This is a genomic window from Pseudomonas multiresinivorans (assembly GCF_012971725.1).
In the GTDB taxonomy this organism is placed as follows: domain Bacteria; phylum Pseudomonadota; class Gammaproteobacteria; order Pseudomonadales; family Pseudomonadaceae; genus Pseudomonas; species Pseudomonas multiresinivorans.
The window spans coordinates 4590829-4608775 of the sequence record NZ_CP048833.1 but is presented as its reverse complement, the minus strand read 5'-3'; the positions used below and the strand labels follow the sequence as shown (position 1 = coordinate 4608775).

Here is a 17947-nt window from a genome sequence, read left to right as displayed (position 1 = left end):
TTCATGACCACAGTCCGCACCCGTATCGCGCCGTCTCCCACCGGTGACCCGCACGTCGGCACCGCGTATATCGCGCTGTTCAACCTCTGCTTCGCCCGCCAGCACGGCGGTCAGTTCATCCTGCGTATCGAGGACACCGACCAGGTGCGCTCGACCCGCGAGTCGGAACAGCAGATCTTCGACGCACTGCGCTGGCTGGGTATCGAGTGGGACGAGGGCCCGGACGTCGGCGGCCCGCACGGCCCGTATCGGCAGAGCGAACGTGGTGCCATCTATAAGCAGTACAGCGACGAGCTGGTCGAGAAGGGCCATGCCTTCCCCTGCTTCTGCTCTTCCGAGCGTCTCGACGCGCTGCGTGCCGAGCAGCAGGCGCGTAAGGAAACCCCGCGCTACGACGGCCATTGCATGCACATCCCGAAGGAGGAGTCGGCCAAGCGCATCGCCGCTGGCGAATCCCATGTGGTGCGCATGAAGGTGCCGACCGAGGGCGTCTGCGTGGTGCCGGACATGCTCCGTGGCGACGTGGAAATCCCGTGGGACCGCATGGACATGCAGGTGCTGATGAAGGCCGACGGCCTGCCCACCTACTTCCTCGCCAACGTGGTCGACGACCACCTGATGGGCATCACCCACGTCCTGCGCGGCGAAGAGTGGCTGCCCTCGGCGCCCAAGCTGATCAAGCTGTACGAGTACTTCGGCTGGGAGCAGCCGGTGCTGTGCTACATGCCGCTGCTGCGCAACCCGGACAAGAGCAAGCTGTCCAAGCGCAAGAACCCCACTTCCATCACCTTCTACGAGCGCATGGGCCTGCTGCCCCAGGCGCTGCTGAACTACCTTGGCCGCATGGGCTGGTCCATGCCCGACGAGCGCGAGAAGTTCAGCCTGGCGGAGATGATCGAGCACTTCGACCTGTCCCGCGTGTCGCTGGGCGGGCCGATCTTCGACATCGAGAAGCTCTCCTGGCTGAACGGCCAGTGGATCCGCGAGCTGTCCGTCGAGGACTTCGCGAAGGAAGTGCAGAAGTGGGCACTCAACCCCGAGTACCTGATGAAGATCGCCCCGCACGTGCAAGGCCGCGTGGAGAATTTCAGCCAGATCGCTCCGCTGGCCGGTTTCTTCTTCAGCGGCGGCGTGCAGCTGGACGCCAAGCTGTTCGAGCACAAGAAACTCGATGCCACTCAGGTTCGCCAGGTGCTGCAACTGGTCCTGTGGAAGCTCGAAGCGCTGCGCCAGTGGGAGAAGGACCGCATCACCGCGACCATCCAGGCCGTGGCCGAGCACCTGGGCCTCAAGCTACGTGATGTGATGCCGCTGATGTTCCCGGCGATCACCGGTCACGCCAGTTCGGTGTCGGTGCTCGACGCCATGGAAATCCTCGGTGCCGACCTGTCGCGCTATCGCCTGCGCCAGGCGCTGGAACTGCTGGGCGGTGCGTCGAAGAAAGAAGCCAAGGAGTGGGAAAAGATTCGCGACGCCATCGGCTCCTGAGTTCTTTCCTACACTGAAAAAGGCCGGGCGCTGCGAAGCGTCTGGCCTTTTTCATGCTGGCGGCGGTGGCTGCGGACGCGCCGGAGGAGGGCAGGCGAGCCGCGGATTTCGCCGGCCGGAAACCGCGATGGTCACTTAAGTGATTGTTCTGTGGGAGAAAAAAATAAGAAATCTGAAAAAATGTTGTTGACAGGGGTTCGCCTCGCCCCTAAGATGCGCCCCGTTCCAGCGACGAACTGAACTGACAGGGCGAAGCGGAACGGTAGATCCAGCGGTACTTTGGGGCTATAGCTCAGCTGGGAGAGCGCTTGCATGGCATGCAAGAGGTCGACGGTTCGATCCCGTCTAGCTCCACCAAATTACCAGTAAGCTTCGTTTGTCCGAACGGAGCTGAAATCGAAGGTTTTGCGTCCCCTTCGTCTAGTGGCCTAGGACACCGCCCTTTCACGGCGGTAACAGGGGTTCGAGTCCCCTAGGGGACGCCACTATTCCAGCGACGATGCGTCCGCGTCGTCAGCCAGAGTCATCTGGGGCTATAGCTCAGCTGGGAGAGCGCTTGCATGGCATGCAAGAGGTCGACGGTTCGATCCCGTCTAGCTCCACCAAATTCCCATACGGGATGAAGCCAGAATCCACCGCCTGGTGGGTTTCTTCGAAGGATATGTCCCCTTCGTCTAGTGGCCTAGGACACCGCCCTTTCACGGCGGTAACAGGGGTTCGAGTCCCCTAGGGGACGCCATTTTTATCGCTCTGCGATGCCTATAGGGCCACTGAGACTTTCAGTGGCCCTTTTGTTTTTATCCCTCTCCAAAAAAATTCTCCCGACCGGCGGTCGCAACTTCTGCTTGCCGATTTTTATTATGAGAATAATATTCTATCCATAATATTTTAGCCGGAGGCCCGCCATGAGCGACAAGAAAGCCCAGACCCGCGAACGCATCCTGTCTGCTGCCACCAGCGCGCTGCTGCAGCGCGGCCCGGTCGGCCCGAGCGTGGGCGAGGTGATGTCGGCGGCGGGGCTGACGGTGGGCGGCTTTTATTCGCACTTCGAGAGCAAGGATGCGCTCATGCTGGAAGCCTTCCGCGAGCTGCTCGCCAAGCGTCGTGAAGGGCTCAAGCGCTTCGATCCGAAACTGAGCTTCGCCGAGCGCCGTGCGCTGACGGCGCAGTTCTACCTATCGCGCAAGCATCGCGACACCGAGGAGGAGGGGTGCCCGATTCCCAGTTCGCTCAACGAGGTGGCCAACCTGCCGGATGCCTTCCGTCAGACCCTGGAAGAGCACGTGGAATTGATGGTCGCGGCGTTGGCCGGGCGTCCTGAAGAGATCGACACGGTGCTCAGCGACATGGCCCTGATGATTGGTGGATTGGCGCTGGCCCGGGCCCTGGGTGACGGCGACCTGTCCGATCGCGTCCTGCGTGCCGCGAAGAAAGCGGTGATCTGAGGAGGTACGGGAAAATGAGCAGTCTGAGCTGGGTTCGAGGCATCAATGCCACCCTGGGGCGCGTGGCGCCGCAATGGGCGGCGGGGCGCATGCGTCAGCTGTTCGTGACGCCTAATGAACATGCGCCGCGTGACTGGGAGCTGCCGCTGCTGGCCAGCTCGGAGCGCGTGACCCTGCGCTTTGGTTTGTCCGCGTTGCGCTGGGGAGAAGGGCCGGCCGTGTTGCTGATGCACGGTTGGGAAGGGCGACCCACCCAGTTCGCCACCCTGATCGAGAATCTGGTGGGCGCCGGTTACGGCGTGATCGCCCTGGATGGGCCGGGGCATGGGCGCTCGCCCGGCCAGGAAGCGGATATCGTGCTGTTCGCCCGTGCGCTCCTTGAGGCGGCTGGCGAGCTGCCTCCGCTGCGCGCGGTGATCGGCCATTCCATGGGCGGCGCCAGCGCCTTGCTGGCCACCCAGATGGGCTTGCGTACCGAAACGCTGGTCACCATCGGTGCGCCCAGCAATGTGCTCGGCGTCCTGCGGGGTTTCTCCAAAGTCGTCGGCTTGCCGCCGGTAGCGCGCTCGCGCTTCATCCGGATGATCGAAAGCCGCGCGGGGATCGCCGCCAGACAGCTGGATGTGGCGCGCTATCAGCTGGACTTTCCTGGCCTGGTAGTTCACGCCGAGGATGATCGCTACGTGCGCGTGAGCGAGGCGGCGGCCATCCATGAAGCCTGGCCGCAAAGCCGGCTGCTGCGCCTGCCCGCTGGTGGACATCACCGTGTGATGGCGGACGCAGCCGTCATCGACGCGATCCTCGAGTTGCTGGAAGCGGTCGAGGAGCCACTGCCCCTGGCCCTGGTTTCCTGAGTCATTCACCCAGGTGATGACGGCGGCTACAGGCCGCCGTTTTCGTTTCTTGATGGCCCCTTGCGGGTCGTCAGGCCCGGCGCGCTGGCGTAGACTTTCGGGCATTTCCGGCCGCCCCGGCCTGGGCGCGAGGTCTTGCGCACGCGGGTGGTCGATGGGGGAATGCATGAATCTGTCGCTGGATTGGGTACTGCAGAAGGCTCGCCCTGTCATGCCGGTGCTGGTGATCGACGATGTGGCGCTGGCCGCCGATCTGGCCCGTGCACTGTATGACGGTGGTGTGCGGGTGCTGGAAGTGACCCTGCGCACGCCGCAGGCGCTGGATGCGGTCGCGGAGATCCGCCGCGAGCTGCCGGAGATGATCATCGGTGCCGGCACCCTGATCCACACCGAGCAGTTCCAGGAAGCCCGCGATGCCGGCGCCCAGTTCGCCGTCAGCCCCGGCTGCACGCCGCGCCTGGTAGCCGCCGCCGACGATGCGAAGCTGCCATTCCTGCCGGGTGTGATGACGCCTTCGGAAGTGCTGGTAGCGCTGGAGTACGGCTATCGCTCGCTGAAGCTCTTCCCCGCCGACGGCAATGCCGCGATCAAAATGCTCAAGAGCCTCAAGGCACCGTTCGCCGGCATCCGCTTCTGCCCGACCGGCGGCATCACCCAGGAAAACCTGCTCAACGTGTTGCGCCTGCCCAACGTCGCCTGCGTCGGTGGCACCTGGATCGCACCGCCCAGCCTGGTACGCGCCCGCGCCTGGGATCAGATCACCCAATTGGCCAGCGAGGCGCGCGCGCTGGCTGCAAGCCTGGAGCATGCTTCATGAGTTGGCGGTTACCCGATCCGTTCGTCATCGATATCGAGGTCAAGTCCGAGGACATTGACGGCCTCGGCCACGCCAATAACGCGGTGTATGTCAGCTGGCTGGAGCGCTGCGCCTGGCGGCATTCGCAGAAGCTCGGGCTGGACCTGGCCGAGTATCGCCGGCTGGACCGTGCCATGGCCGTGGTCCGCCACGAAGTGGACTACCTGGCTGCCGCCTACGAAGGTGATCAGTTGCAGTTGGCGACCTGGATCGTCGAGTCGGACCAGCGTCTGAAGATGACCCGCTATTTCCAGTTGGTGCGCCCGGCGGATGCCCTGACCCTGCTGCGCGCGCAAACCACCTTCGTCTGTATCGAGTTGTCCACCGGCAAACCCAAGCGCATGCCGGCGGAGTTCATCGAAGGTTACGGCCGCGCTCTGCTCTCCCCGGACACCGTGGCCGCCGGCGCGTGATCCGTCGCGCCGCGCTTTTCCCGGCGCGGCGCATTCCCTACAATCCGCGGCCTTCGCCATAGCCCGAGATTCCCCCGTGCAGATCGCCCTGGCCCCGATGGAGGGGCTGGTAGATGACATCCTCCGCGATGTGCTGACCCGCGTCGGCGGCATCGACTGGTGCGTCACCGAATTCATCCGCATCAATGACCGACTGCTGCCGCCGTCGTCCTTCCTGGCGCTCGCCCCGGAACTGGCGCACGGCAGCAAGACGCGCGCCGGCGTGCCGATGCGCGTGCAACTGCTCGGCTCCGACCCGCAGCTGCTGGCGGAGAACGCCGTGCAGGCCTGCGAACTGGGTGCGCCGGTGATCGACCTGAACTTCGGCTGCCCGGCCAAGACGGTGAATCGCTCTCGTGGCGGTGCAGTATTGCTGAAAGAACCCGAGCTGATGTTCAGCATCATCGAAGCCGTGCGCCGCGCGGTGCCGGCGCACATCCCCGTGACCTCGAAGATGCGCCTGGGCTACGACAGCCCGGACGGTGCGATCGACTGCGCGCGCGCCCTGGCCGACGCCGGTTCCGCTCATGTGGTGGTGCACGCGCGGACCAAGGCCGACGGCTATAAGCCGCCCGCGCATTGGGAGTGGGTGGCGAAAGTAGCGGACGCGGTGAAGGTGCCGGTGTTCGCCAATGGCGAAGTTTGGACCCTGGAGGATTACCATCGCTGCCGCTCCATCAGCGGTGTGGCGGACATCATGCTCGGCCGAGGGCTGGTTTCACGCCCCGATCTCGCTCGGCAGATCGCCGCTTGGCGCGACGGCCGCGAGGTGGTGCCGATGCCCTGGTCGGAAGTGCGCGTACTGCTCGACGACTTCTGGCGCCAGGCCCGGCGCAAGCTGGCACCGCGCTATGCGCCGGGGCGCCTGAAGCAGTGGCTGGGGATGCTTACCCGCAGTTATCCCGAGGCCGTTGAGCTGTTTGCCCAGGTGCGCCGCGAGCATGATTGCGAAGTGCTGGACCGGATGCTGCAGGTCGAGATCGAAGCAGCCGCCTGATCTGCTCTTCGTAGGAGCGAGCTTGCTCGCGAACGCGGTTCCTCCCAACACATCGGTGTTGGGCGGTTCGCGAGCAAGCTCGCTACTGCAAAAGCGTGCGCCACGATTACACCGAATCAGCGCCCGCCGCTGACGTCGACGAAACTGCCGGTGGAATAACTGGATTCGTCCGAGGCGAGGAACAGGATCGCCCGCGCCACTTCCTCAGCCTCACCGCCACGCCCCAGCGGAATCGCCGCTTGCAGGCGCTCCACGCGCCCGGGTTCGCCGCCACTGGCATGGATTTCGGTCTTGATAAGCCCAGGTCGCACGGCATTCACGCGGATGCCTTCAGCCGCCACTTCCTTGGCCAGGCCGATGGTCAGGCTGTCCACGGCGCCCTTGGCGGCGGCGTAGTCGATGTACTCGTTGGGCGAACCCAGGCGCGAGGCCATGGATGAGACGTTGACGATGCTGCCGCCGTTGCCGCCGTGCTTGCGCGCCATGCGTTTGATCGCCTCGCGGCAGCAGAGGAAGGTGCCGGTGACATTCACCGCGAATACCCGCTGCAGGCGCACTACGTCCATGTCCTCCAGGCGCATCTGGCGCTCCAGGATGCCGGCGTTGTTCACCAGCACGTCGAGGCGGCCGAAGGCTTCGTCCACTTCCCGGAACAGGTGCAGCACATCGCTCTCGTCCGCCACGTCAGCGGCGAAGGCGAGTGCCTTGCCACCGGCCCCTGTGATTTGTGCCACCAGCGCCTCGGCGGCCTCGCGCTCGCGACGATAGTTGATCGCTACGACGTAGCCGCGCTCGGCGGCGAGCAGCGCGGTGGCGGCGCCGATACCGCGACTGGCGCCGGTGATCAGCATGACCTTGTCCATGGAAAATCTTCCTGTGGCGAAGGGGGCTTGAAATGGATTCGAGCAGCCCAATCTATGTTCCTGCGGGAGGCCGAAGACGGGTCCCGCACCGGAGTTCTGAAGTCAGGCTCCCGATCATACCTTGCTGAAATTTTCAGGAGATTCGCAATGAGTAACGTCCTTTCCCTCGCCCCGCTGTTCCGCCAGTCCGTCGGCTTCGATCGCTTCAACGATCTGTTCGAATCCGCCCTGCGCAGTGAAAGCGGCAGTTCCTACCCGCCCTACAACGTCGAGAAGCATGGTGACGACCAGTACCGCATCGTCATCGCCGCTGCCGGCCTGCAGGAGGAAGACCTGGAGCTGCAAGTGGAGCGCGGTGTGCTGACCGTCAACGGCGGCAAGCGCGAAAAGGCTTCCGAGAGCGTCACCTACCTGCACCAGGGCATCGCCCAGCGCGCCTTCAAGCTGTCGTTCCGCCTCGCCGACCATATCGAGGTTCAGGGTGCGTCGCTGAAGAACGGCCTGCTCAGCGTTGAGCTGGTGCGTATCGTTCCGGAAGAAGCCAAGCCCAAGCGGATCGCCATCAACGGCCAGCGCCCGGCCATCGAAGGCTGAGCAACGCCCCGGCGCTAGTCGGGTCGTAGCCGCAAAGCAAAACGCCCGTCTCGCAAGAGACGGGCGTTTTCGTTGGTGCCTCGATCAGGCGTTCTGCCCCAGCGGCGCCGAGCGATTGCGCCACCAGGCGATGACGATGGCCGCCATCAACACGAAGCCCAGGTAGCCCATGGCCGGGTAGACCAGCCCCACCAGCCTGACGAAGCCGACCTGGCTGGCGATGAAGGCGAGCACCACCGCGACCACGGTTGCCACGCGGAATGGCACGCCGTAGGCGGCGCAGCGGGCGGCCAGGGTGTAGGCGAAACCGCTGGTGGTGCAGTACAGCTTCACCAGCAGCAGGGCGAGCATCACGTCGCCGAACCAGGGCGCGATGTTGTTGCTCAGCAGCAGGGTGGGAATGGCGCTGCCGCCGATCACGTCGATCTGCACCAGCATGACCAGCGCCATGGCGAGGATCAGCACGCCGACGCCGATACCACCGAACACGCCGCCCAGCGCGGCAGTGCGCAGGTTCGCCACGCTGCCCCCCATCACCACCACGGCGGCCGCGGTGGCGGCGACGTTGTAGGAGACGTAGAGCAGCGCGCCGAGCAGCCAGTTGGGCGCCGGGTGCGGCACCGCCAGGGCGATCTGCTCCAGCTCCGCCAGCGGCTTCTGGATGTGCGTCAGCGCGTAGATGGCGATGATTGCGACGATGATCATCAGTACCGGGGTGATCAGGCTCATCAGGGTGATCACCCGCTTCAGGCCCATGCACACGGTGATGATGGTCAGCACGCCGAGGACGATCCCGCCGATGGAGTGACCGATTCCCAGTTGCTGCTCGAAGGACGAGTTCGCCCCGGCGAACATCACCACCATGGTGCCGAACAGGAAGAAGGTCAGCATCAGGTCGACGACACGGCCCAGCGGCTTGCCACAGATGAACTCCATGGCTTCCTTGTGCGACTGGGTCTGCAGGCGGCTGCCGATCTGGTAGAGGTTCATCAGCAGGAAGGCGAACAGCGCCAGCGCTACCACTGCGCCGGCCAGGCCCATGATGCCGAAGCCGCCGAAGAACTGGAGGATCTCCTGGCCCGAGGCGAAGCCGACGCCCACCACCAGGCCGATGTACGCACCGCCGAGCTTGAGACTGGTTTTCATGATCGAGACTCTGTTGTTGTTATGGGGCGGCCCGGCTCAGCGCCGGACCGCAAAAGGGCTTACGCCTGGCCGACGTAGGCCTGGATTTCAACCTCGACGTCCACGCCCAGCGCCAGGGCGGATGCCACGCAGGAGCGCACCGGCAGGCCCTGGTCGAAGTAGCGCTTGTAGACTTCGTTGAAACCGGCGAAGTGGGACATGTCCGACAGCCACACGGTGGCTTTCACCACCTGGGAGAAGTTCGCGCCGCAGGCTTCCAGGCTCTCGGCGATGCGGGTCATCACCGCTTCGGTCTGGGTCTGGATATCGCCTTTCACCACCTGGCCGTCGGCAGTCATCGGCACCTGGCCGGAGAGGAACAGGAAGCCGCCGGCTTTCACCGCGCGGGAGAAGGGGAAGGGCAGGGTGCTGGGGTAACGCTGGATATCGCTCATGGGTAAGTCTCCGGGGGGAATTCAACGCAGGCGCGCCGGGGTCAGGCGCTGGGGATCGACGCCTTCCTGGCGCAGGGATTCGGGGAGCGGCTGGCCGAGCAGGAGTGACTGGGCCAGGCGCGAAACGCCGTCGGCGGACTGGATGCCGTAACCACCCTGGGCGGCCAGCCAGAAGAACGCCGGGTTCTGCGCATCCGCGCCAATCACCAGGTCGCCGTCGGCGACGAAGGAGCGCAGGCCGGCCCAGCTGTGGTTCGGCCGACGGATCGCCAGGGTTGTGTGCTCCTCGATGTGGTGCACACCGATGGCGATGTCCAATTCTTCGGGCTGCACGTCCTGCGCTTCCACCGGGTCGGCGTTGGCGGGGGAGCCGAGCAGTTGGCCGGCATCGGGCTTGAAGTAGAAGCTCTCGTCGATGCCGATCACCGTCGGCCACTGGCTGATATCCACGCCGTCGGGCGCCGGGAAGGTAAAGGCGGTACGGCGGCAGGGTTGCAGGCCGATCGGGCGGATGCCGCAGCGCTTGGCCAGGTGATCGGCCCAGGCGCCAGCGGCGTTGACCAGTTGCGCGGCCTGTATGACTTCGCCATGGCTGAGTTCCAGCGCCCAGCGGCCATTGGCGTATCGAGCTGAGAGTAACTCGCGGTTGCAGCGCAATTCGCCGCCACGCTGGCGCAGCGCGCGCAGATAGCCCTGGTGCAGGGCGTGGACGTCGAGATCGCGGGCGTCGGGCTCGTAGAGCGCGCCGATGATGGCGTCCGCGCGAAGGCAGGGAAGGAACTCCAGCGCCTCTTCGGTGCTGATGCGCTGCACGCCGGGCGTGGCTTCGGCCTGGTTCAGCAGCTCGATGTGCTCGGGGCCGCCGACGTACAGGCAGCCGCGCGGGGTGAGGATCGGGTGCTCGCTGAAACCTGCCGGCGGATTCTCGTAGAAGGCGCGGCTGGCACGGGTAAGCGCCTGGATCTGCGGCGTGCCGTAGGCCTCCATGAACATGGCGGCCGAACGCCCGGTGGAGTGGTAGCCGGGCTGCTCTTCGCGTTCCAGTACCAGCACCTTGTGCGTCTCGCTCAGGTGGTAGGCGAGGGAGGCTCCGGCAATGCCGGCGCCGATGATGACGAAATCGAAATGGCTCACTGCCAGGGCCTTCTGCAGATTTTCTCGTATGTGAGAAATCTAAGATATGAGAATTTTTGCGACAAAGGCAAGGCCCGGTAAACTTTCGTCGGCCCCCTCACGAGAAGTCCCATGAGCGAAACCGCCCAAGCACTACCCAAACCCCAGCAGCTGGATCGAGATGAAGTCGGAGCGCGCCTGCGGGCGGTTCGCAAGCAGCAGAAGCTGACCCTGAAACAGCTCTCCGACCTGTCTGGCGTAGCGGTTTCCACCTTGTCGAAGATGGAGCTGGCGCAGGTCGCGGTGAGCTACGACAAGCTGGCCGCCGCCGCCCGCGCGCTGCAGGTGGATATCGCTCAGTTGTTCCGCCCGCTGCCGCCCGTCGGCGTCCTGGCAGGTCTTAAGACTTTCGTGAAGACTCGCGTCGACGATGCTGCCGGCTACGACACTGGGGGCTACGAGTACTACCCGATTGCCGGCGATTTCCCACAGCGCAATATGACGCCGCTGTACGCGCGCATCTTTGCCCGCGAGGTCGGCGAGTTCGACGACTACGTTCGCCATCCCGGTCAGGAGTTCGCCATGGTGGTGGCCGGCCGCGTGCGGATCCAGTTCGAGACGGGCGAGTCGGTGAGCATCGGCCTGCGCGAGACGGCCTATTTCGACAGCAGCATCGGCCATCTCTATCTCAACGATGGTGAGGCCGACGAGGCGCAGGTGATGGTGGTGATGTCGGAGTCGCGGCCCGCCGAGTAGCGGGCTTCAGGTCGCCTGTTGCTCGCGACCGGGCAGCAGCGCGATGAACTCCTCCAGCGGTACCGGGCGGCTGAACAGGTAGCCCTGGTACAGGTGGCAACCCTGCTCGGCCAGCAGCGCCAGCTGCTCCGGGGTTTCCACCCCTTCGGCCACCAGTTCCAGGCCGAGGCTGTGGCCCATGGCGATGATGGCGCGGACGATTTCCGCATCGTTGCTGTCGTTGGGCGCGTCGCGCACGAAGCTCTGGTCGATCTTCAGGCTGTCCACCGGCAGGCGCTTGAGGTAGGTGAGCGATGAGTAGCCGGTGCCGAAGTCATCCATGGCAAATCGCACGCCGGCCTCGCGCAGGCGCTCCATGCGCGCGATGGTGTCGTCCAGTTGCTGGATCACGATGCTCTCGGTGATCTCCAGCTTGAGCAGGCTGGGCGGCAGCCTGGTCTTGTGCAGCAGCGCCAGCAGGCGCTCGACGAAATCGCTCTGGCGGAACTGCCGCGGGCTGATGTTCACGCTCAGGCTGAAATTCTCGATGTCGATGCGACCCTCGGCGAGCAGCTGTGCGCCGGTACGGCAGGCTTCCTCGATGACCCACTGGCCGACCTCGACGATCAGCCCGCTGTCCTCCAGTACGCGGATGAAACTGGCCGGCGATTGTGGGCCGAGAGTCGGGTGACGCCAGCGCAGCAACGCTTCGGCGCCGACGATGCGTGAATCGCGGGTGTCCACCTGCGGCTGGTAGTGCAGGTTGAATTCACGCCGGGCGAGGGCCATGCGCAGGCCGTTTTCCAGGCGCAGGCGCTCGCTGGCCGCCTGCTGCATGGACTCGTGGAACAGCTGCACGGTATTGCGGCCGGCGTCCTTGGCTCGGTACATGGCGATGTCGGCGCGCTTGAGCAGGTCGTCCGGGGTCGCGCCGTCGTCGGGGATCAACGCGATGCCGATGCTCGGGGTGATCTGCAGGCGGTGGCCGTCGAGCAGCATCGGTTCGGCCAGCAGGTCGCGCAGTTTTTCCGCCAGTTGGCGCACCTGCTGGGACGTTTCCAGGCGACTGCCTTCGATACCGGTGATCAGCACCACGAACTCGTCGCCGCCCAGGCGGGCCACGGTGTCCTCCTGGCGCACGCTGGCTTCCAGGCGCGCAGTGACCATCTGCAGGATGGAGTCGCCGACGGAGTGGCCGAGGGAATCGTTGATGTGCTTGAAGTGGTCGAGGTCGAGGAACAGCAGCGCGCCGCGCAGGCTGTGGCGCTGCAGCAGGGCGATCTGCTGCTTGAGGCGATCCATCAGCAGGGCGCGGTTGGGCAGGTCGGTCAGGGCGTCGTGGTAGGCGAGGTGCTGGATGCGCGCCTCGGCCTCGCGAAGCTCGCTGGTGTCGCGGGCGGTGAGCAGCAGGCAGTTCACGCCGCCCAGTTCGATCGGCTCCACCGACACGTCGACCGTCTTGATCGTGCCGTCACGGTGGCGGCCACGCATTTCCAGGTGGTGGACGAAGCCGTCGCGGTTGAGCGCGGCGATCATGTTCAGGCGCTCGTCCGGGTCGGCCCAGATATTGATACCCAGGGCGGTCTGCCCGATCACCTCGTCGGTGCGGTAGCCGGTGAGGCGGTGGAAGCCTTCATTGACCTCGATGTAGCGGCCTGTCTCGCGTTCGGTGATGGTAATGGCGTCGGGGCTGGAGTGGAACGCCTTGGCGAACTTCTCCTGGCTGGCCTTGAGCGCGGCCTCGGCCTGCAGCCGCCGGGTGACGTCGCGGAAGCTGGAGAGGATGCACAGCTGGCGGTCGACCCAGATCAGCCGGCTGGCGACCATGCAGGTGATGGTCTGGCCTTCGCGGGTGAGGAACTGCACTTCGACGTTCTGCAGCGCGTGGTCGCGCATCAGTTGCTCGAACAGGCGCGAGCGCTGGTGATGATCGGCCCAGAAGGCAACCTGGTGGGACGAGCGGCCGATGATGTCCTCGGCGAGCCAGCCGAAAGTGCTGCAGAAGCTGGGGTTCACTTCCACGAATTCGCCGTCGCGCACCCTGGACACGCAGATCGGGTCCGGGCTGCCCTGGAACAGACTGGCGAACTTCTCTTCCGAGGCTTGCAGGCTGCGCTCGCGGAGCACCCGCTCGGTGATGTCGAGCAGGGTGCCGGCCATGCGTAGCGGCTTGCCGCTGGCATTGCGGTAGAGGCGGGCGCGGCTCTCCAGGTAGCGAACTTCGCCGGAGTCGAGCTGGGCGCGGTACGTGAACTGGTAGTCGTTCTCCGGGCCGCGCGCGAGGCGGGCGTAGGCCTGGCGCATGCGCGCGCGGTCGGTCTTGTCGACGCAGGCGAAGAATTCGCCGAAGGGCCCGTGGAAATCCCGGTCAGGCAATTCGTGCAGAACAGCGGCGCGGGCGGAGCCGTAGAGCAGGCCGCTGGGGATATGCCAGTCCCAGATCCCCAGTTGTGCGGAGTCCAGCGCCAGGTCGAGGCGCTCCTGGCTGTCGCGCAGGGCCTGCTCCTGGGCACGCACGCGGGTGATGTCGCGTACGGTCAGGACCAGGCAGGGATGCTCGTCCAGCTCGATCTGGCAGCCATAGACGCGGGCACTGCGGACTTCGCCGGTACGGGTCAGCAGGGTGACTTCGAAGCCGTCGAGCTGTTGCTCGGCGGCGATCCTGTCGAGCATCCGCTGGCGCTCGTCGAGGCTGCGCCACAGGCCGAGCTGCACCGAGGTGCGGCCGAGCGCTTCTTCACGGCTCCAGCCGAAGTGGTCGACGAAACTGGCGTTGAGTTCGAGGAGTTTTCCGCTGTCCCGGTCGGTGATGACCATGGCGTCGGGCGCGGTGTGAAAGGCTTTGGCGAACTGGTCCTGGCCATTGGTAGCGAACGGGGGCGTGCGCGGAGCGCGGCTCATGCGGCGCTTCCCCGGCAACTGGCGGTACCGGCCAAGTGGGGCCGGCTAACGCATGGTGGCGTGCGGACGGGCATTCGGGCCCCTTCTTCTAATTCTGTCAGAACAATAGAGGTTAGGCCGCGACAGGTGCAAGCCCCGCCGCCTGGGCGTCGAGCAGGCGCATGAAGGCCCGCGCGGCGTTGGACAGGGTGCGCTCGGTATGCAGGATATAGCCGAGCTGGCGGCTGAGCTGGATGTCCTGCAGCGGCAGTCGTACGACGCTGTCATCCAGCATCGTACGTGGCAGTACGCTCCAGGCCAGGCCGATGGAGACCATCATCTTGATGGTCTCCATGTAGTTGGTGCTCATGCCGATGTTCGGCGTCAGGCCCTCGGCTTCGAACATGCGCCGCACGATGTGGTGGGTGAAGGTGTTGCCGCCGGGGAATACCGCCGGGTGCCGCGCCACGTCGGCGAGGAATACCGGGCCCTGCACCGACAGCGGGTGCTCGGGGGCGGCGACGAAGTCCAGCGGGTCGTCCCAGACCGGCACGGCGCGCACCGGCTCGGCGGTTTCCGGCGCCAGGGTGATCACGGCCAGTTCGGCGCGGCCATGGAGAATCTCCTCGTAGGCCACTTCCGAGTCGCAGAACTGGATATCCAGCGCCACCTGCGGATGGGCCTTGGTGAAGGCGCGCAGCAGCGGCGGCAGGCGATGTAGGCCGATGTGGTGGCTGGTGGCCAGGACCAGTCGGCCGCTTACTTCGCCGTTGAGATTGGTCAGGGCGCGGCGGGTATCGTCGAGCACATTGAGGATCTGGTAGGCGCGTGGCAGCAGGGCGCGGCCGGACTCGGTGAGCGTAACTTCACGGCCGACGCGGTCGAACAGGCGCACCCCCAACTGGTTCTCCAGGGCCGCGATGCGCTTGCTGATGGCTGGCTGCGTCAGGTGAAGGCGCTCGCCGGCTTCGGAGAAGCTGCCCGACTCGGCGATGGCGAGGAAGGTGTTGAGGCTGGTCAGGTCCATGTCGACTCCCTGCGCTCTGGATGCGGCGCCCGACTTTTATAACGCACCGTATTCCTCGTGGGAATCCTTTGGATAAAAAATATGAATTTGAGTTATTTGATTACAAGCCATAGCATCATCCCCACAAGCCCTAGGGGCATAGAAAGACGCTGATGAGGACTCTCTGATGGCCGGCAAGACGCTCTACGACAAACTCTGGGAAATGCACGAGGTGAAGCGCCGTGACGATGGTTCGTCGCTCATCTACATCGACCGCCACATCCTTCACGAAGTGACTTCCCCGCAGGCCTTCGAAGGCCTGCGCCTGGCCGGCCGCAAGCCGTGGCGTATCGACGCGAACATCGCGACTCCGGACCACAACGTGCCGACCACCCAGGCCGAGCGCAAGGGCGGCCTCCAGGCCATCGCCGACGAGGTGTCGCGCATCCAGGTCCAGACCCTGGACGAGAACTGCGATGACTTCGGCATCCTCGAATTCAAGATGAACGACGTCCGCCAGGGCATCGTCCACGTGGTCGGCCCGGAGCAGGGCGCGACCCTGCCGGGCATGACCGTGGTCTGCGGCGACTCGCATACCTCGACCCACGGCGCCTTTGGCGCGCTGGCCCACGGCATCGGCACCTCCGAGGTGGAGCACGTGCTCGCCACCCAGTGCCTGGTCGCCAAGAAGATGAAGAACATGCAGGTTCGCGTGGAAGGCAAATTGCCCTTCGGCGTGACCGCCAAGGACATCGTCCTCGCAGTGATCGGCAAGATTGGCACCGCCGGCGGCAACGGCCACGCGCTGGAATTCGCCGGCAGCGCCATCCGCGACCTGTCCATGGAAGGCCGCATGACCATCTGCAACATGTCCATCGAGGCGGGCGCTCGCGTCGGCATGGTGGCGTGCGACGAGAAGACCATCGAGTACGTGAAGGGCCGTCCGTTCTCGCCGCAGGGTGGTGACTGGAACAAGGCCGTGGAAGCCTGGGGCGACCTGGTTTCCGACGCCGATGCGCACTTCGACACCATCGTCGAGCTGCGTGCCGAGGACATCAAGCCGCAGGTCAGCTGGGGTACCTCGCCCGAGATGGTCCTGGCCGTCGACCAGAACGTGCCGGACCCGGCTGCTGAGGCGGATGCGGTCAAGCGCGACTCCATCACCCGCGCCCTCAAGTACATGGGCCTGAACGCCAACCAGGCGATCACCGATATCCAGCTGGACCGCGTGTTCATCGGCTCCTGCACCAACTCGCGCATCGAAGACCTGCGCGCCGCCGCCGCCGTGGCCAAGGGCCGCAAGGTCGCTTCGACCGTGAAGCAGGCGCTGGTCGTACCGGGCTCGGGTCTGGTGAAAGCCCAGGCCGAACAGGAAGGCCTGGACAAGATCTTCATCGAAGCCGGCTTCGAATGGCGTGAACCGGGCTGCTCCATGTGCCTGGCGATGAACCCGGACCGCCTGGAAAGTGGCGAGCATTGCGCTTCCACTTCGAACCGTAACTTCGAAGGCCGCCAGGGCGCCGGTGGTCGTACCCACCTGGTGAGCCCGGCAATGGCTGCCGCCGCCGCGGTGACCGGCCGTTTCATCGACGTACGTGAATTGATGCAGGCCTGAGGAGACCGAACATGAAAGCCTTTACCCAGCACACCGGTCTCGTTGCGCCGCTCGACCGCGCCAACGTCGACACCGACCAGATCATTCCCAAGCAATTCCTCAAGTCGATCAAGCGCACCGGCTTCGGCCCGAACCTGTTCGACGAGTGGCGCTACCTGGACGTCGGCCAGCCGAACCAGGACAACTCCAAGCGTCCGATCAACAAGGACTTCGTCCTCAACTTCCCGCGCTTCCAGGGCGCCAGCGTGCTGCTGGCCCGTGAGAACTTCGGTTGTGGCTCTTCCCGTGAGCACGCCCCGTGGGCGCTGGATGAGTACGGCTTCCGCACCGTGATCGCGCCGAGCTTCGCCGACATCTTCTTCAACAACAGCTTCAAGAACGGCCTGCTGCCGATCATTCTGAAGGATGAAGAAGTGGACGAGCTCTTCGCCCAGTGCGAATCCACCGAGGGTTACCAGCTGACCGTCGACCTCGCCGCGCAGACCGTGACCCGTCCGGATGGCAAGCAGTACAGCTTCGAAGTGGACGCGTTCCGCAAGCATTGCCTGCTCAACGGCCTGGACGACATCGGCCTGACCCTGCAGGACGCCGACGCCATCCGCAGTTTCGAAGGTGGCTATAAACAGCAGCAACCCTGGTTGTTCCGCGACGCCTGATGGCGCCGCAGCAACCGCAAGCCAAGGAGACAGTCATGACCCAGAGTCGCCATGAGCAAGTGGTCCAGCGCCAGTTCGGCGCCCAGGCCAACGCTTACCTGACCAGTGCCGTCCACGCACAGGGCGAGGAATTCGCCCAGCTGCGTGAGCGACTGTCGGCGACCACCGGTGCGCGTGTGCTGGACCTGGGCTGCGGGGCAGGGCACGTCAGCTTCAACGTCGCGCCGCTGGCTGGCGAGGTGGTGGCTTACGACCTGTCCCAGCAGATGCTCGACGTGGTGGCTTCGGCCGCCGCCGAGCGCGGCCTGGGCAACATCTCCACGCGCTGTGGCGCCGCCGAGCAGCTGCCGTTCGAAGAGGGCGAGTTCGACTTCGTTTTCAGCCGCTATTCCGCGCACCACTGGCGGGATGTCGGCCAGGCGCTGCGCGAAGTGCGCCGGGTGCTCAAGCCGGGCGGCGTGGCCTGCTTCATCGACGTCGCGGCGCCGGGCTTGCCTCTGCTGGATACCTATCTGCAGACTGTCGAGGTCCTGCGCGACACCAGCCACGTGCGTGACTACTCGCCGTCGGAGTGGGCGCGCTTAGTGGGAGAGGCGGGGCTCGCCGTGACTGCGCAGAAGCGGCAGCGCCTGCGCCTGGAGTTCACTTCCTGGGTCGAGCGCATGCGTACGCCCGAAGTGATGCGCCAGGCCATTCGTGCCCTGCAGCTTTCGATGGGCGACGAGGTGCGCGAGTATTTCGAGATTGACGCCGAGGGCTCTTTCAGCACCGACGTGCTGGTGCTCTGGGCCGAGCGCTGATTTCAGCTTTTTG

At 65.1% G+C, this 17947-nt stretch carries 17 protein-coding genes and 4 tRNA genes; 15 read left to right on the top strand and 6 right to left on the bottom strand.

All coding sequences use genetic code 11. The annotated features are described in order from the left end of the window. The first annotated feature begins 3 nt into the window (after window positions 1–3). From gltX to G4G71_RS20850, 10 genes are all read left to right on the top strand, one after another. On the top strand, window positions 4–1488 hold the full coding sequence (gene gltX, locus G4G71_RS20895; RefSeq protein ID WP_169939838.1) for a glutamate--tRNA ligase: 1485 nt from the start codon (window positions 4–6) through the stop codon (window positions 1486–1488). Between the two features lie 281 nt (window positions 1489–1769). Next, window positions 1770–1845, top strand: a tRNA-Ala gene (locus G4G71_RS20890). A 52-nt stretch (window positions 1846–1897) separates the two neighbouring features. Further along, window positions 1898–1973 (top strand) — tRNA-Glu (locus G4G71_RS20885). Window positions 1974–2017: 44 nt separating this feature from the next. Further along, window positions 2018–2093: transfer RNA gene (locus G4G71_RS20880), tRNA-Ala, on the top strand. Window positions 2094–2151: 58 nt separating this feature from the next. Beyond that, a tRNA-Glu gene (locus G4G71_RS20875) sits at window positions 2152–2227 on the top strand. 166 nt (window positions 2228–2393) lie between these two features. Next, entirely contained in the window at window positions 2394–2933 is a 540-nt protein-coding gene (locus G4G71_RS20870) for a TetR/AcrR family transcriptional regulator (protein WP_169939836.1), read from the top strand. Between the two features lie 14 nt (window positions 2934–2947). Continuing rightward, entirely contained in the window at window positions 2948–3787 is an 840-nt protein-coding gene (locus G4G71_RS20865) for an alpha/beta fold hydrolase (protein ID WP_169939834.1), read from the top strand. Between the two features lie 166 nt (window positions 3788–3953). Next, a complete protein-coding gene (locus tag G4G71_RS20860) occupies window positions 3954–4604 on the top strand; it encodes a bifunctional 4-hydroxy-2-oxoglutarate aldolase/2-dehydro-3-deoxy-phosphogluconate aldolase (protein ID WP_169939832.1) in 651 nt (216 codons plus the stop codon). Next, window positions 4601–5056 (top strand): acyl-CoA thioesterase, encoded by a 456-nt coding sequence (locus G4G71_RS20855; protein ID WP_054909158.1) that lies wholly within the window; start codon window positions 4601–4603, stop codon window positions 5054–5056. Before G4G71_RS20860 ends, G4G71_RS20855 begins: the two co-directional genes overlap by 4 nt. Before the next feature lie 76 nt (window positions 5057–5132). Beyond that, entirely contained in the window at window positions 5133–6092 is a 960-nt protein-coding gene (locus G4G71_RS20850) for a tRNA dihydrouridine synthase (RefSeq protein ID WP_169939831.1), read from the top strand. A 116-nt stretch (window positions 6093–6208) separates the two neighbouring features. On the opposite strand, the gene G4G71_RS20845 is transcribed toward G4G71_RS20850, so the two are convergent. Further along, on the bottom strand, window positions 6209–6955 hold the full coding sequence (locus tag G4G71_RS20845; protein WP_169939830.1) for an SDR family oxidoreductase: 747 nt from the start codon (window positions 6953–6955) through the stop codon (window positions 6209–6211). 147 nt (window positions 6956–7102) lie between these two features. On the opposite strand from G4G71_RS20845, the gene G4G71_RS20840 reads away from it, so the two are divergent. Next, the gene (locus G4G71_RS20840; protein ID WP_024766905.1) at window positions 7103–7549 is read left to right on the top strand and encodes an Hsp20 family protein; all 447 of its coding nucleotides are present in this window, start codon (window positions 7103–7105) and stop codon (window positions 7547–7549) included. Window positions 7550–7633: 84 nt separating this feature from the next. On the opposite strand, the gene G4G71_RS20835 is transcribed toward G4G71_RS20840, so the two are convergent. From G4G71_RS20835 to G4G71_RS20825, 3 genes are read right to left on the bottom strand one after another with little or no spacing between them, the layout of a single operon-like run. Next, window positions 7634–8695: a YkvI family membrane protein gene (locus tag G4G71_RS20835; protein ID WP_169939829.1), complete on the bottom strand. Its 1062-nt coding sequence runs from the start codon at window positions 8693–8695 to the stop codon at window positions 7634–7636. 59 nt (window positions 8696–8754) lie between these two features. Next, the gene (locus G4G71_RS20830) at window positions 8755–9129 is read right to left on the bottom strand and encodes a RidA family protein (RefSeq protein WP_045211910.1); all 375 of its coding nucleotides are present in this window, start codon (window positions 9127–9129) and stop codon (window positions 8755–8757) included. A gap of 21 nt (window positions 9130–9150) precedes the next feature. Next, window positions 9151–10263, bottom strand: coding sequence for an NAD(P)/FAD-dependent oxidoreductase (locus G4G71_RS20825; RefSeq protein WP_169939828.1), 1113 nt, complete (start codon window positions 10261–10263; stop codon window positions 9151–9153). 111 nt (window positions 10264–10374) lie between these two features. Between G4G71_RS20825 and G4G71_RS20820 the strand changes: the two genes are divergently transcribed. Beyond that, window positions 10375–10998: a helix-turn-helix domain-containing protein gene (locus G4G71_RS20820; protein WP_169939827.1), complete on the top strand. Its 624-nt coding sequence runs from the start codon at window positions 10375–10377 to the stop codon at window positions 10996–10998. Between the two features lie 6 nt (window positions 10999–11004). Here the strand turns inward: G4G71_RS20820 and G4G71_RS20815 are convergent, their stop codons facing one another. Together G4G71_RS20815 and G4G71_RS20810 are read right to left on the bottom strand one after the other, a co-directional pair. Then, window positions 11005–13878, bottom strand: coding sequence for a sensor domain-containing protein (locus G4G71_RS20815; RefSeq protein WP_169939826.1), 2874 nt, complete (start codon window positions 13876–13878; stop codon window positions 11005–11007). Window positions 13879–13990: 112 nt separating this feature from the next. After that, complete coding sequence (locus tag G4G71_RS20810) at window positions 13991–14884, bottom strand: LysR family transcriptional regulator (protein ID WP_024766911.1); 894 nt, start codon at window positions 14882–14884, stop codon at window positions 13991–13993. A gap of 166 nt (window positions 14885–15050) precedes the next feature. Between G4G71_RS20810 and leuC the strand changes: the two genes are divergently transcribed. Genes leuC through G4G71_RS20795 form a run of 3 tightly spaced genes read left to right on the top strand, consistent with a single transcriptional unit; the run spans window position 15051 to window position 17934 of the window. Next, entirely contained in the window at window positions 15051–16478 is a 1428-nt protein-coding gene (leuC, locus tag G4G71_RS20805) for a 3-isopropylmalate dehydratase large subunit (protein WP_169939825.1), read from the top strand. Window positions 16479–16489: 11 nt separating this feature from the next. Then, window positions 16490–17134, top strand: a complete 645-nt coding sequence (gene leuD / locus G4G71_RS20800; protein ID WP_169939824.1) for a 3-isopropylmalate dehydratase small subunit — start codon at window positions 16490–16492, stop codon at window positions 17132–17134. A 35-nt stretch (window positions 17135–17169) separates the two neighbouring features. Then, on the top strand, window positions 17170–17934 hold the full coding sequence (locus tag G4G71_RS20795; RefSeq protein WP_169939822.1) for a class I SAM-dependent methyltransferase: 765 nt from the start codon (window positions 17170–17172) through the stop codon (window positions 17932–17934). The last annotated feature ends 13 nt before the right edge of the window (window positions 17935–17947 follow it).

What these genes read in the sequence shown, in the direction of transcription:
- gltX (WP_169939838.1), top strand. Translation starts at nt 4, where the DNA reads ATGACCACAGTCCGCACCCGTATCGCGCCGTCTCCCACCGGTGACCCG.
- G4G71_RS20870 (WP_169939836.1), top strand. Translation starts at nt 2,394, where the DNA reads ATGAGCGACAAGAAAGCCCAGACCCGCGAACGCATCCTGTCTGCTGCC.
- G4G71_RS20865 (WP_169939834.1), top strand. Translation starts at nt 2,948, where the DNA reads ATGAGCAGTCTGAGCTGGGTTCGAGGCATCAATGCCACCCTGGGGCGC.
- G4G71_RS20860 (WP_169939832.1), top strand. Translation starts at nt 3,954, where the DNA reads ATGAATCTGTCGCTGGATTGGGTACTGCAGAAGGCTCGCCCTGTCATG.
- G4G71_RS20855 (WP_054909158.1), top strand. Translation starts at nt 4,601, where the DNA reads ATGAGTTGGCGGTTACCCGATCCGTTCGTCATCGATATCGAGGTCAAG.
- G4G71_RS20845 (WP_169939830.1), bottom strand. Translation starts at nt 6,955, where the DNA reads ATGGACAAGGTCATGCTGATCACCGGCGCCAGTCGCGGTATCGGCGCC.
- G4G71_RS20840 (WP_024766905.1), top strand. Translation starts at nt 7,103, where the DNA reads ATGAGTAACGTCCTTTCCCTCGCCCCGCTGTTCCGCCAGTCCGTCGGC.
- G4G71_RS20835 (WP_169939829.1), bottom strand. Translation starts at nt 8,695, where the DNA reads ATGAAAACCAGTCTCAAGCTCGGCGGTGCGTACATCGGCCTGGTGGTG.
- G4G71_RS20830 (WP_045211910.1), bottom strand. Translation starts at nt 9,129, where the DNA reads ATGAGCGATATCCAGCGTTACCCCAGCACCCTGCCCTTCCCCTTCTCC.
- G4G71_RS20820 (WP_169939827.1), top strand. Translation starts at nt 10,375, where the DNA reads ATGAGCGAAACCGCCCAAGCACTACCCAAACCCCAGCAGCTGGATCGA.
- G4G71_RS20815 (WP_169939826.1), bottom strand. Translation starts at nt 13,878, where the DNA reads ATGAGCCGCGCTCCGCGCACGCCCCCGTTCGCTACCAATGGCCAGGAC.
- G4G71_RS20810 (WP_024766911.1), bottom strand. Translation starts at nt 14,884, where the DNA reads ATGGACCTGACCAGCCTCAACACCTTCCTCGCCATCGCCGAGTCGGGC.
- leuC (WP_169939825.1), top strand. Translation starts at nt 15,051, where the DNA reads ATGGCCGGCAAGACGCTCTACGACAAACTCTGGGAAATGCACGAGGTG.
- leuD (WP_169939824.1), top strand. Translation starts at nt 16,490, where the DNA reads ATGAAAGCCTTTACCCAGCACACCGGTCTCGTTGCGCCGCTCGACCGC.
- G4G71_RS20795 (WP_169939822.1), top strand. Translation starts at nt 17,170, where the DNA reads ATGACCCAGAGTCGCCATGAGCAAGTGGTCCAGCGCCAGTTCGGCGCC.